This is a genomic window from Nocardioides sp. NPDC023903 (genome assembly GCF_040639295.1).
Lineage (GTDB): Bacteria > Actinomycetota > Actinomycetes > Propionibacteriales > Nocardioidaceae > Nocardioides.
The window spans coordinates 51,665-63,521 of record NZ_JBEZZS010000005.1 but is presented as its reverse complement, the minus strand read 5'-3'; the positions used below and the strand labels follow the sequence as shown (position 1 = coordinate 63,521).

Sequence of the window (11,857 nt, the reverse complement as noted above, 5' to 3'; positions counted from 1 at the left end):
GCCGCACGATTCGCGGCGGGCTCTGCTGTGTCAACGGGCGGTCATCGCTCTCGGATCGGTCGCCGGGCCGCCAGGTACTCGGCGGGCATGCCCGGCCCGGGCCGCACCACGACCTGGTCGGGCGGGACGTCTCCGTGCTGCTCGCACCGCGTCTCGACGTGGACGGGCTCTCCGCAGTCGGCGTGCAGGTAGTCGATCGGCCGGCCGTCGGGGGCGAACCACGTGTCGCCCCACTCCGTGAGAGCGATCAGCGCTGGCCGCAGGCCCTGGGCCATCGCGGTGGGCCGGTAGTCACCGGCGTCATCGCGCGTCATCAGGCCGGACTCGACGAGCGTGGCGAGGCGCGTCTTCAGGATGTTCGTGGAGATCCCGAGGTTGTGCTGGAAGTCGCCGTATCGCGTGACGCCGGCGAAGATCGCGTCCCGCAGGATCAGCAGGGTCCAGCGCTCGCCCACGATCTCCAGGGAGCGGGCGATGGAGCAGATCTGGCCGTCGTACGTCTTTCCGAGCACGAGGATGACTCTAGCAAATCACTTGCATGATGAAAGTGCCTGTGTCTACGGTGGGACTTGCATGATGCAAGTCACAGCCGATTCCAAGGGGACAGCCATGAGCGACCTGACCGCAACCTTCACCGTCGACGCCACCCCTCAGGAGGCGTACGAAGCCATCAACGACGTACGTTCCTGGTGGGGGCACCACATCGCCGGGCCCACCGACCAGCTCGGTGCCGAGTGGTTCTATCTGGTGCCGGACATCCACTACTCCAAGCAGCTCGTCAAGGAGCTGGTCCCGGGGGAGCGCGTCGTGTGGGAGTTCACCGACGGCTACCTCGACTTCATCGCCGACAAGAAGGAGTGGATCGGCACGACCGGACGGTTCGACATCGCCCGCGACGGCGAGCAGACCCGCGTGACCTTCACCCACGAGGGCCTCGAACGCGGCGACGAGTGCTTCGACGTCTGCTACGACGCCTGGACCCACTACATCACCGTCAGCCTGAAGGGCCGGATCGAATCCGGTGAGGGCACGATCCGAACGCAGGACGAGGACAAGGCCGCGGTAGGCCGGTAACGCCTCATCTGTGGGTGAGGAGTGGTCGATTTGGGCCCGCCGGAGCCGTGCGGGAGGGCCCAAAGTGACCACTCTTCGAGCGGTCGATGGGCCGTCGGCCGTGCTCTCGTGCCTGGTATTACTTGAACATGCTGAAGACCTGGCCCGGCCGCGGTCGTCTGGCGTTGTACGTCGCCGCGACCGTGCTCGCGATCGTGGAGGCCGCGGTCCTGACCACCGATCCCTACGAGGTCGCGGGCGGGGTCGCTCTGCTGATCGGGGTCACGCACGCCGCCTCGATTCCGTTGGCGCTCCGGCGTCCGGTGGAGGCGGCCGGGCTCTCCCTGGTCGCGGTGACCGTGGCCGCACTGGCGATCGTGAGGGTGAGCGAGGACGGATGGCCATGGATGGTGCCGCCGCCGACGCTGACCCAGCTTCTGGTGCTGGTTGTGCTGACCCTGGCCGCCGGGTGGCGGCTGGCGGCGATCACCCTGGCCATTCAGGTCGCCGCCGGAGTGGTCCTGGCCGTGGTCGGATGGACGTGGAACGACATCGGCGACTCGCTCGTGGAGGTGGCCAACTTCGCCTCGCTCGCGCTGCTGTTCGGCGCCCTCGCCGCCGTCGCCAGACGGCTGGCCGAGAGCCGCAGCGCCTTGCAGGAGGAGCACGAGCGTCGCTCGGTCGTCGAGGAGAAGGCCCGGATCGCCCGCGAGCTGCACGACGTGATCGCCCACAACATGTCGCTGATCACCGTCCAGGCCAGATCGGCGCCGCACCGGGTCGAGGACGTCAGCCCCGCGGCCGAGGCGGAGTTCGCCGAGATCGCCGACCTGGCCGCCTCGGCGCTGCGGCAGATGCGCGGAGTGCTCGATGTGCTGCGTACCGAAGAGGGTCAGTCGGGCCGGGTCCCGGTGCCGGGCATCGACGGGCTGGCCGATCTCTTCGAGTCGGCCCGCGGGACCGGCCAGCGGGTCGAGGTGCGGGGTGAGCTTCCGGAGCTCACCGACGTGGCCCCGGAGGTGGGCACCGCGGCCTACCGGATCGTGCAGGAGGCACTCAGCAACGCCCGCCGTCACGCTCCCAACGAGCCGGTCGGCGTCGATCTGACGATGGGGGAGGAGGGCCTCGGGATCCGGGTCGCCAACCCGCTCGACGGTGCTGCCCCGGTCTCCTCCACCGAGACCAGCGGCGGGGGTCATGGGCTGATCGGGATGCGTGAGCGTGCGAGCGCGGTCGGCGGGAGCCTCACCGCCGGGGCCACCGACGGCAACGAGTTCGTCGTCGAGGCGCTGCTCCCGGCGCAAACCGCGGTGCGCACACCCGCCAAACGCGGTAGGAAGACCCCGTGACGGTGAAGATCGTGGTCGTCGACGACCAGGAGATGGTGCGCTCCGGCTTCGTGGCGCTGCTCAGCACCCAGCCAGACATCGAGGTGGTCGGCACCGCCGCCGACGGCTCCGAGGCATTGCAGGTGGTGCGGCGTACGCATCCCGACGTGGTGCTGATGGACGTCCGGATGCCGGTGATGGACGGGATCGAGGCGCTCCGGCAGCTGTCCGAGAACCCGGCCACCTCACAGACCAAGGTGGTCATGCTGACCACCTTCGACGCCGACGAGTACGTCCACGAGTCGCTGCGCCTCGGCGCCAGCGGGTTCCTGCTCAAGGACGCATCGCCCGACGAGCTCGCCTCCGCGATCCGGGTGGTCCATGCCGGCGAGGCGCTGCTCTCGCCGTCGGTGACGCGGCAAGTGATCGCCCAGTTCGCCCGTGCCCCGCGCCGCCGGCGGGCCGACCCGCGCCTCAAGCAGCTCACCGAGCGCGAGCGCGAGGTGCTCGAGAACATCGCCCGCGGCAGCTCCAACAGCGAGATCGCTGCCGAGCTCTTCCTCGCCGAGCAGACCGTGAAGACCCACGTCAGCCGCATCCTCGGCAAGCTCGGCCTGCGCGACAGGGCCCAGGCCGTGGTGTTCGCCTACGAGAGCGGCCTCGTCGCACCCCACGTCTAAGGGGCATCCCGCACTACCCCGGTAGGGGGTCGAATGGCTCCCGGGAGTGACGCGCGGCGGGAGACCTGATTCCTACCGTCACAGCCATGACAGTTGTGACGCCGCTCAGATACGGCCTCAACGAGGCCGATGCAAGCATCGGACCCAATCTCCTCGCCTGCGACCCTCCCGGGGGCGCACGTGTCGTCGAGGCCTTCGGGGACGTCGTGACCGCCGACCACATCGCGGTCCTGGTGCCCGGCAACGGCCATCACCTCAGCAACTACTTCACCAGCACCGAGGCTCACAGTCCGCGCTCCCGCGGGCAGCTGCTGCTGCGTACGATGCAGGCGATCGCGCCGGAGAGCCGGTCGGCGGTCGTGGTCTGGCTGGGCTACCACTCGCCGCCGGAGTGGTACAACGCGATCACCAACGGCCCGGCCTATGCCGGTGCGCAGGATCTGGCGAACCTCACCCACTACCTGCCGCGCGCCGCCCACCTCACCCTGATCGGGCACAGCTACGGCTCGACGGTCGCCGGCCTCGCCCTCGCCAGCGCCCGCGCCGAGGACTGCGTGGCGCTGGGCAGTCCCGGGATGGGCGTCGTGCACCGCTCCGAGCTCGGGTCACGCACCCGGCTCTGGGCCGCGTACGGCGAGACCGACCGGATCCGGCTGGTCCCGCAGGTCCGGCTCGGCCGCCTCGGTCTGGGCCGCGGCCCGCTCCATCCCGAGCTCGCCGCGACCCGCTTCGGCACCGGCGACATCCCCGGACACTGCGGCTACTACGCCGAGGGCAGCGAGTCGCTGCTCAACATCGCCCGGATCGCGCTGGGCCGCTACGACGAGGTCACCCCGGCCGGCCTCACCAGCGCCCCGCGCACACCCCGACCCGCACGACCCATCGCAGCCATGGAGGCAGCAGCATGATCACCGACGAACCCGCCATCTGGACCCAGGGACTCCGCAAGAGCTACCCCGGCCGCGGCGCCGCCCTGGACGGCATCGACCTCGCCGTCCCGGCCGGCACCGTCCACGGCCTGCTCGGCCCCAACGGCGCCGGCAAGACCACGACCGTACGCATCCTGGCGACCCTTGCCTCGTTCGACTCCGGCCAGGCCTGGGTCGCCGGCCGCAACGTCGCCCGCGACCGGGCCGGCGTCCGAGCGCGCATCGGCATCGCCGGACAGTACGCCGCGGTCGACGGGATCCTGAGCGGCCGCCAGAACCTGGAGATGTTCGCCCGTCTGCACCGGATGCGGGCACGGGCGGCACGACAGAGAGCCGACGAGCTGCTCGAGCGCTTCGACCTCGTCGAGGCCGCCGGCCGCCCGGTGAAGGGCTACTCCGGAGGCATGCGCAGGCGGCTCGACCTGGCGGTCAGCCTCATCCGCAGCCCTCGGGTGCTCTTCCTCGACGAGCCCACCACCGGCCTCGACCCGCGCAGCCGCCTCGAGGTCTGGGACGCGGTCCGCGAGCTGGCCGACTCCGGCACGACCGTGCTGCTGACCACCCAGTACCTGGAGGAGGCCGACCGGTTGTGTTCACGCATCACGATGGTCGACCGCGGTCGTGTCGTCGCCGAGGGGTCGCCCGCCGAGCTGAAGTCCAGCGTCGGCGGCCGTGACCTCGACGAGGCGTTCCTGCTGCTGACCGAGGGGGCCTGAGATGACTGTGCCCATTACTGGGGCCATGACCGACGTCGCCGAGACCAACGGATCACGCATCACGTGGGCGGCGGTCGACACCTGGGTCGTGGCCAAGCGCCACCTCCTCCATCTCGTACGCCGCCCCGACGAGCTCCTCGGCACCCTGATGATCCCGGTGATGGCCGTGGCGATGTTCGGCTTCGTCTTCGGTGAGGCCTTCGGGGTCGCGATGGACGTGCCGGGCGCGGAGTATCGCGAGTTCCTGCTACCCGGCCTCTTCGCGCTCACCATGGCGTTCGGCATCGGCAACACGACGATCTCGGTCGCCGAGGACGTACGCGGCGGGGTGCTGGACCGGATGCGATCCCTCCCCATGTCGCCGGTGGCGGTGCTGGCCGGGCGCGCCCTGGCCGACATGATCCTGGCCGTGGTCGAGCTGACCATCCTGCTGGCGCTCGGGACACTGTTCGGCTGGCAGGCCCATCTCGGCCTCGGCGCGGTGATCGCCGCACTCGGGCTCCTGGTCCTCCTCAGGATGGCCTTCTCCTGGGTCGGCATCCTGCTCGGACTGCTGGTCAGTGGTCCGGAGGCGGCGATGAAGTACTTCGCGCTTGTCTTCCCGCTCGCCATGGTCGCCGACACGATCGTGCCGACCGACCTGATGCCGGGCTGGCTCGCCCTCCCCGCCGAGTGGAACCCGCTCTCCTCCACCGTCATCGCCACCCGCGAGCTCTTCGGCAACATGGCCGCCCCGGCCACCACCTGGGTCGGTGAGCACGCGCTGACCATGGCCGTCCTCTGGCCGGTCGCCATCATCGCGGTCTGCCTGCCGCTGGCCATGGCGCGGCTGCGCCGCCTGGGGCGGTGACCACGATGACCACGCTCCCGGGCCAGGCGCACCGTCAGGTCAACGCCTACACCGAGCTGATGAGTCGCGTCAGGCAGGAGGGTCTGCTCGCGCGCTCGCCCAGGACGTACGCCCGGCGTGCGGCCCTCCTCGGCACCGGCTTCGCGCTCGCGCTGATCGCCCTGCTCGCCCTCGGACAGACCTGGTGGCAGCTGCTGGTCGCGGCTGCCTTCGGGGTCCTGTTCACCCAGACGGCGTTCCTCTCCCACGACGGCGCCCACCGTCAGATCTTCGCCTCGGGCCCGGAGAACGAATGGGCCTCCCGCATCCTCGGCAACCTGGTCGTCGGGCTGAGCTACGGCTGGTGGATGCGTAAGCACACGCGCCACCACGCCAACCCGAACAAGGTCGACGCGGACGAGGACATCCGCCCCTCGGTACTGCTGTTCACGCCCGAGGACGTCGAGCGACGTACGGGCTTCAAGCGGTGGCTCACCGCCCGCCAGGGATGGCTCTTCTTCCCGCTGCTGACCCTCGAGGGCATCAACCTCCACGTCGGCGCCGTCCGCACCGTGATCGGCGACCGAGACCTCAAGCATCGGCGTACGGAGGCAGCGCTCCTGGCGCTGCGGCTGATCGGCTGGCCGGTGCTGGTCTGCTCGGTTCTGGGTCTCGGCCTCGGTGCGGCGTTCCTGGGCGTGCAGCTGGCCGTCTTCGGCGTCTACATGGGTGCCAGCTTCGCCCCCAACCACAAGGGCATGCCGCTGGTCCCGCGCGACACCAGGATCGACTTCCTCTCCCGCCAGGTCCTGACCTCCCGCAACATCCGCGGCGGGCGCTGGGTCGACTGGCTCATGGGCGGCCTGAACCTGCAGATCGAGCACCACCTCTTCCCCAGCATGCCGAGCGGCACCCTTCGCCGCGCCCAGCCGCTGGTCCGCGCCTACTGCGCCGAGCATGGCGTCCCCTACACCGAGGCCGGTCTTCTGGAGTCGTACGCCATCGTCGTCCGCCACCTCAACCGCGTCGGCCTCGGCGACCGCGACCCCTTCGCCTGCCCGTTCGTCGTGGTCAACAGGACGGGCTGACCGGGAGCCCCCTGCCCCTGGACGAGGGGTAGGGGATTCCCTCATCGAACTGCGGCCATTGCCACTGGAGCCGGGTGCTCGGGCTTCCTAGCGTGAGGACATGACCAGCACCCCTGACACCGACACGATCACCGCTCTGCTGCGCCGGGTGGAGGCCCTCGAGTCGGAGGCGGAGATCCGCCGGCTGCAGGCGCGCTACATGTTCCTGTGCGACACGCCCTGCCCCGAGTTCGGCGTCAGCGACGACGCTCGACGGATCGATCTGATCATGGACCTCTACTCCGAGGACGCGGTCTGGGAAGGTGTCGGGGAGTACTACGACGGTCAGTTCGGCAAGGCCGTGGGAAAGGCCGCGATCCGCGCGCACTTCGAGAGGTTCTGGGGAGAGAAGCAGGACCCGGCCCTGCTGCTCAACGCCCACTACCTGACCTCCGAGCAGATCCACGTCGACGGTGACGAGGCCGAGGGCCAGTGGATCCACATGCAGCCATGGCTCTTCTCCGACGGCAAGGCGATGCTCCGCTCCAGCCGGCTGAACAACGCCTTCCGCCGGGTCGACGGAACCTGGCGGATCAGCCGGACCCGCACCGAGAACGTCTTCATCGCACCGCTCTCGCCGGCCTGGGCGGAGTCCTACCCGTCGGCGTCGGTGCTGATGGCGCCCTGAGCAGAGCTCAGACGTTCACCTGGTAGAGGAGTACGTCGCGCACGAGCGTGCCGAGGCTGTCGGAGCAGGTCTTCGCCTTGATCCGGGCTCGGTGGACGTCGACCGTCTTGACGCTCGTGCCGAGCTCCCGGGCGATGTGCTGGCTCGGCAGGCCGTCGATGACCAGGCGCAGGACCTCGAGCTCGCGTGGGGTGAGCTGGTCGACCCGGGTCTGCACCTCGCGGCGTACGGCATCGGCGGCGAACCGCTTGCTCGCCTCGAGAAGCTGCTCCTGGACGACCTCCAGCATCTGCTGGGAGTCGTAGGGCTTCTCGAGGAAGTCGACGGCGCCGTGCTGCATCGCCCGCACCGACATGGGCACGTCGCCGTGTGCGGAGCAGAAGATGACCGGTGCCGGGTAGTCCTGCTGGCGCAGCGTCTCCTGCAGCTGGAAGCCGCTGCCCCCGGGCATCCGGACGTCGACGATGAGGACGGCCGGTTCGGTCGCGTCGTACTCATCGAGGAACGTGGTCGCGTCGGGATAGGTCAGTGCCTCGATGCCGACGGTCTCGAGCAGGAAGACCAGCGACTGTCGCAGGTCGTGGTCGTCGTCGACGATGTGGACGACCGGAGTGCGGGTGACGGCGGCGGTTTCCGGTCGGGGGAGTTCGGAGATGCTCATCGGTGTCGCCTTGCTCGTGGGGATGGTCGTCGACGGTACGTCGTCGCTGTTACTCAGCCGTTTCGTCATCGCGTTTCACCCATCCTTCGTGGTGTGACCAGGGCCATATGCCCAGGATCAGCACACCAGGCTTTGCTCGACGGTGCACGCTGCGGCCAGGAGGTGGTCCTCACCGAGGCGGTGGCCGACCACCTGGATGCCCAGCGGCATGCCCTCAGCATCCCGTAGTCCTGGGACGGTCACGACGGGTAGGCCGAGCGCCTGCCACGGCCGGCTCAGCACCGGGTCACCGGTCGCGCCGAGCCCTCGGGGAGCTGGACCAGGTGCTGCGGCGCCGATTACGACGTCGTACGCCCCGAGAAGCTCGGCGACCCGCTCACGGCCTCGCGCGATCAGGTCGAGGGCTCCCTCGTAGTCGCTCCGGCTGGTCTCGGCACCCGTACGCAGCAGCCCGGCCAACGGCTCGGACAGCTGGTCGGCCGCGGCCAGCTCCGCGGAGCGCTCGCGGGCCGCCTCGTACGCCATGACCACGGGGTGCGCGGAGGCGAGGTCGGCGACGAGCTGCTCCTCGGGGAAGTCGCGGACGATGGCGCCGCTGGCCTCCAGCGCGGCCCGGCTGGTCTCCAGGGCGCCCCGCATCGCGGAGTCCAGGACGCCGATCGGCGCGGCCGACCAGAGCAGCGCGCGCAGCGGCTCGCCTCGCCGAGGCGCGCCCGGTCGGGCGACGTCCACGCCGCCGCTCAGCGCGGACCAGGCCAGCGCGAGGTCACCTGCCGTGGCGGCGTACACACCATGGCTGTCGAGGCTCGGGCTCAGCCCGGTGACGCCGTCGACCGGGTAGCGACCGTTGGTCATCACCAGGGCCGCGACCCCGCAGTACGCCGCCGGGCGGGTCACTGAGCCGGCGGTCTGCGACCCCAGGGCGAGCGGCACCTGGCCGGCGCCGACGGCCGCTGCCGAGCCGCTGGAGGAGCCGCCCGGCGTGTGGTCGGTCGCGGCCGGGTTGGCGGTGGGGCCGGGGGAGAAGAAGGCGAACTCGGTGGTCACGGTCTTGCCGACCGGCACCGCACCGGTCCGGCGCCACTCCGTGACGATCGCGGCATCCTTGTCGGCGGGAGCGACGTCCGCGCGGAGCCCGGAGCCGCATCTGGTCGGCAGGCCGGCGACGTCGATGATGTCCTTCACACCCAGGGGCACACCCGCCAAGGGCCCGGCCCCAGTCTCCGGGGACGGGTCCTGACGGACGACCCAAGCGTTGAGCCCGGGCTCGGTCACCGCGATCCGCTCCGCGGAGCGGGCCATCGCCTCGGCCGGCGTGGTGGCGCCTCGGGCGAGGTCGGTGACGAGGTCCCGCAGCGACCAGGGCTGCCACAGCGACGTGCTCATGCGTCCTCCCAGCTGGCGTCGGCGGTCCAGTAGTCCATCCCGCTGGCGGACACGGCATGGCGCCATTCAGAGGTGCGTCGCAGGGTCGGCTCGACCCGGGAGGTGACCTGGTCGGCGATCTCGGGGCCGTCGCCAGGGACCTCCCAGTGCACCCAGTTGAGCTCGTGGCCGGAGGCGTCGTGGACGAAGAGGTCCACGTGCTGCCAGCCGTACCCGTGGGTGTCGGTGTAGCACATCAGCGCCATCCGGGCCCCGGCCTCCATCATCGTCGCGCTCCGTCGGCTCATGCGGAGAGCTCGGTGGGGTGCAGGGTGTGGAAGCGGCGCTGGAAGTAGACCAGGCCGCCGGTGTCGTCGCGGCTGTTGACGGCGTCGACCTCGACGAAGAGAACCGTGTGCGAGCCGTGCGAACGGTGATCCGCAACCCGCCCGATGACCGTCGCGACGGCATCGCGCAGGACGGGGACGCCGTGGCTGTCGTGCTCCCATTCCGGCTCGGAGAGCCGGTCGCTCATCGACACGTCGCTCGCTCCCGCGAATCGCATCGCGATCGGCTCTTGCTCGGCGCCGAGCACGTTGATGGCGACCCGCTTGTTCTCGACGAAGAAGTCGTGGGTGTAGCTGGACCGGTTCACACAGACGAGCATCGTCGGCGGGCTGTCGGTGACCGAGCACGTCGCGCTCACCGTGATGCCGGCCGGCCCGCGTGGGCCGTCGGTGGTGACGATGTTGACCGCTGCCGACAGATTCGACATCGCGGCGCGGAAGGCGCGCTGGGTCGGGGTCAGCTCGGGATGGGTCGTGGTGGACAACCTGGGCCTCCTACCGGGTCGGATACCTCGACCGTAGGCAGTGTCGCGTCGACGCGGAATCGAGAGTTCCTCGACGGACGATGAGGATTTCCCCTACGCCTGCGGGCTACGCGCGGGGCAGCGTGAACGCGAATCGGGTGCCGCCGCCCTCCCGTGACTCCGCCCAGATCATGCCGTGCTGACGGGTGATGATCCGGTAGCTCAGGGCCAGCCCGATCCCGCTCCCGCGCTCCTTGGACGTGAACGACTCCGCGAACGGGTCCTGGGTCAGGCCGCGCCCGCGGTCCTCGACGGTCACCATGCCCGAGGTCTTCCCGTCGTACGTCGCGGTGCCGGTGCTGATCCGCAGCACCCGGCTATCCGGCTCGCACTGGCTCAGCTCGTCGACGGCGTTGAAGCAGAGGTTGAGCACCACCTGCCCGGTCAGCACCCTTTCGCATCGTACGGGGACCGGGTCCGAGCAGAGGTCGAGCTCGACCTCGATCCCGGCGGGGTCCGCCCGCAGCCCGACGAAGTAGAGGCACTCCTCGACCACGTCGTTGAGGTCCACCCGGCCCGAGACCTGCTCCAGATGGCCGACATAGGAGCGTACGGAGCTGACGATCGTCGCCGCCCGCTCGATCTGGCGCTCGGCGCCGTCCAGCCCGAAGGCGAGCATCTCGGTGGCGCCCGCTATCTCGGCGCAGCCCTCGAGCGTCCGTGCCCGGGCGCGGACGCCGGCCAGGAAGTTGTTCGCCGCGGCCAGCGGCTGACCCAGCTCGTGGGCGATCGCCATCGCCATGTCACCCATCGCGTTGTAGCGGGCCAGGTAGTTCTCCTGGTCGTACGCCTGCTCGGCCCGCACCCGTTCGGAGATGTCGTAGACGGTCAGCACGAACTCCACGACCCCGGGCTGGTGCATCCGCTCGAGCGTTCCGCCGAGCCAGGCGGACCGGGCGGGCCCGGGTCCGGTGCGGCGGCGCAGCCGCAGCCGGACGGTGGCGATCGGGTCGGCCGCGCCGACCGCCGCCGACCAGCCGGTGCGCTCGCGGTCGCCCCGCCGGTCGATCTGGACCGACGCGACGTCGTCCAGACGGTGCCCTGCCATGTCGGTGCGGGACACCCCGAACTGGGCGAGCGCCTGGTCGGTCACGTGCTCGACGACGCCCTCCGGGTTCAGCACGACGACCCCCGCGGCGGTGTGCCGGCTCAGCGTCTCGACGTACGCCGTGGTCTGCCGCAGCTCGCGCTCGACCGCCTGCTCGCGCTCGATGTCGCGGAACTGCACCATCACCGCCGGACCCTGGGCGAGCTCGACGCGGGTGGCGACCGCCTCGGTCGGGACCACCCGGCCGGTGCTCGACCGGTAGTGCCACTCGATCCTGCTGCGGCCCTTCTCGACCGCCTCCTGCAACCACGCCCTGCCGATCACGCGGTCGTACTCCTGGGCTGAGCTGCTCATCTCGTCGGCCTTGAGCGGTCGCAGCTCGGTGACGCTCCACTCGAGCAGCTCGCACGCGGCCGGGTTGGCCCAGATGATGTCCTGCGTCTCGGCGTCGTGGATCAGCACGCACAACGAGGTCGCGTTCATCATCGCGAGGAAGTCGGTATGGACCAGCTCGGGCGCCTGTGGGTCGACCTGCATCTGGTCAGGATAGGTCGCCGGATCATGCCCAGGCGCTGAAGAAATCCCCTACGCGGGGCAGTGAGGCCCCCTCATCCGGGCCGGG

General features: G+C 70.3%; 14 protein-coding genes. 8 read left to right on the top strand and 6 right to left on the bottom strand.

What is annotated here, in order from left to right; translation table 11 throughout:
- Positions 1 to 41 precede the first annotated feature (41 nt).
- Positions 42 to 512 (bottom strand): helix-turn-helix domain-containing protein, encoded by a 471-nt coding sequence (locus AB0F44_RS08040; RefSeq protein ID WP_357354307.1) that lies wholly within the window; start codon positions 510 to 512, stop codon positions 42 to 44.
- 97 nt (positions 513 to 609) lie between these two features.
- On the opposite strand from AB0F44_RS08040, the gene AB0F44_RS08035 reads away from it, so the two are divergent.
- The 8 genes from AB0F44_RS08035 (at position 610) to AB0F44_RS08000 (ending at position 7,290) form a co-directional block, all read left to right on the top strand.
- On the top strand, positions 610 to 1,074 hold the full coding sequence (locus AB0F44_RS08035) for an SRPBCC domain-containing protein (protein ID WP_357354305.1): 465 nt from the start codon (positions 610 to 612) through the stop codon (positions 1,072 to 1,074).
- A 128-nt stretch (positions 1,075 to 1,202) separates the two neighbouring features.
- Positions 1,203 to 2,402, top strand: a complete 1,200-nt coding sequence (locus AB0F44_RS08030; RefSeq protein WP_357354303.1) for a histidine kinase — start codon at positions 1,203 to 1,205, stop codon at positions 2,400 to 2,402.
- Positions 2,399 to 3,061 (top strand): response regulator transcription factor, encoded by a 663-nt coding sequence (locus AB0F44_RS08025; protein WP_357354301.1) that lies wholly within the window; start codon positions 2,399 to 2,401, stop codon positions 3,059 to 3,061. The genes AB0F44_RS08030 and AB0F44_RS08025 overlap by 4 nt, the downstream gene beginning before the upstream one ends.
- A gap of 86 nt (positions 3,062 to 3,147) precedes the next feature.
- The gene (locus AB0F44_RS08020) at positions 3,148 to 3,969 is read left to right on the top strand and encodes an alpha/beta hydrolase (RefSeq protein ID WP_357354299.1); all 822 of its coding nucleotides are present in this window, start codon (positions 3,148 to 3,150) and stop codon (positions 3,967 to 3,969) included.
- The gene (locus tag AB0F44_RS08015) at positions 3,966 to 4,706 is read left to right on the top strand and encodes an ATP-binding cassette domain-containing protein (RefSeq protein WP_357354298.1); all 741 of its coding nucleotides are present in this window, start codon (positions 3,966 to 3,968) and stop codon (positions 4,704 to 4,706) included. Before AB0F44_RS08020 ends, AB0F44_RS08015 begins: the two co-directional genes overlap by 4 nt.
- Position 4,707: 1 nt before the next feature.
- On the top strand, positions 4,708 to 5,556 hold the full coding sequence (locus tag AB0F44_RS08010) for an ABC transporter permease (protein ID WP_357354296.1): 849 nt from the start codon (positions 4,708 to 4,710) through the stop codon (positions 5,554 to 5,556).
- A 5-nt stretch (positions 5,557 to 5,561) separates the two neighbouring features.
- Positions 5,562 to 6,623, top strand: a complete 1,062-nt coding sequence (locus tag AB0F44_RS08005; protein ID WP_357354294.1) for an acyl-CoA desaturase — start codon at positions 5,562 to 5,564, stop codon at positions 6,621 to 6,623.
- Positions 6,624 to 6,723: 100 nt separating this feature from the next.
- Positions 6,724 to 7,290 (top strand): nuclear transport factor 2 family protein, encoded by a 567-nt coding sequence (locus tag AB0F44_RS08000; RefSeq protein ID WP_357354292.1) that lies wholly within the window; start codon positions 6,724 to 6,726, stop codon positions 7,288 to 7,290.
- A 7-nt stretch (positions 7,291 to 7,297) separates the two neighbouring features.
- Here the strand turns inward: AB0F44_RS08000 and AB0F44_RS07995 are convergent, their stop codons facing one another.
- From AB0F44_RS07995 to AB0F44_RS07975, 5 genes are all read right to left on the bottom strand, one after another.
- Positions 7,298 to 7,951 (bottom strand): response regulator, encoded by a 654-nt coding sequence (locus AB0F44_RS07995; RefSeq protein ID WP_357354290.1) that lies wholly within the window; start codon positions 7,949 to 7,951, stop codon positions 7,298 to 7,300.
- A 117-nt stretch (positions 7,952 to 8,068) separates the two neighbouring features.
- A complete protein-coding gene (locus AB0F44_RS07990) occupies positions 8,069 to 9,337 on the bottom strand; it encodes an amidase (RefSeq protein ID WP_357354288.1) in 1,269 nt (422 codons plus the stop codon).
- Entirely contained in the window at positions 9,334 to 9,624 is a 291-nt protein-coding gene (locus tag AB0F44_RS07985) for a hypothetical protein (RefSeq protein WP_357354286.1), read from the bottom strand. Before AB0F44_RS07985 ends, AB0F44_RS07990 begins: the two co-directional genes overlap by 4 nt.
- Positions 9,621 to 10,148: a flavin reductase gene (locus AB0F44_RS07980; protein WP_357354284.1), complete on the bottom strand. Its 528-nt coding sequence runs from the start codon at positions 10,146 to 10,148 to the stop codon at positions 9,621 to 9,623. Before AB0F44_RS07980 ends, AB0F44_RS07985 begins: the two co-directional genes overlap by 4 nt.
- 106 nt (positions 10,149 to 10,254) lie before the next feature.
- Positions 10,255 to 11,772 (bottom strand): ATP-binding protein, encoded by a 1,518-nt coding sequence (locus AB0F44_RS07975; protein WP_357354281.1) that lies wholly within the window; start codon positions 11,770 to 11,772, stop codon positions 10,255 to 10,257.
- Positions 11,773 to 11,857 lie beyond the last annotated feature (85 nt).

Coding starts and splice junctions, on each gene's coding strand:
- AB0F44_RS08035 (WP_357354305.1), top strand. CDS start 610: ATGAGCGACCTGACCGCAACCTTCACCGTCGACGCCACCCCTCAGGAG.
- AB0F44_RS08030 (WP_357354303.1), top strand. CDS start 1,203: ATGCTGAAGACCTGGCCCGGCCGCGGTCGTCTGGCGTTGTACGTCGCC.
- AB0F44_RS08020 (WP_357354299.1), top strand. CDS start 3,148: ATGACAGTTGTGACGCCGCTCAGATACGGCCTCAACGAGGCCGATGCA.
- AB0F44_RS08015 (WP_357354298.1), top strand. CDS start 3,966: ATGATCACCGACGAACCCGCCATCTGGACCCAGGGACTCCGCAAGAGC.
- AB0F44_RS08010 (WP_357354296.1), top strand. CDS start 4,708: ATGACTGTGCCCATTACTGGGGCCATGACCGACGTCGCCGAGACCAAC.
- AB0F44_RS08005 (WP_357354294.1), top strand. CDS start 5,562: ATGACCACGCTCCCGGGCCAGGCGCACCGTCAGGTCAACGCCTACACC.
- AB0F44_RS08000 (WP_357354292.1), top strand. CDS start 6,724: ATGACCAGCACCCCTGACACCGACACGATCACCGCTCTGCTGCGCCGG.
- AB0F44_RS07995 (WP_357354290.1), bottom strand. CDS start 7,951: ATGAGCATCTCCGAACTCCCCCGACCGGAAACCGCCGCCGTCACCCGC.
- AB0F44_RS07990 (WP_357354288.1), bottom strand. CDS start 9,337: ATGAGCACGTCGCTGTGGCAGCCCTGGTCGCTGCGGGACCTCGTCACC.
- AB0F44_RS07985 (WP_357354286.1), bottom strand. CDS start 9,624: ATGAGCCGACGGAGCGCGACGATGATGGAGGCCGGGGCCCGGATGGCG.
- AB0F44_RS07975 (WP_357354281.1), bottom strand. CDS start 11,772: ATGCAGGTCGACCCACAGGCGCCCGAGCTGGTCCATACCGACTTCCTC.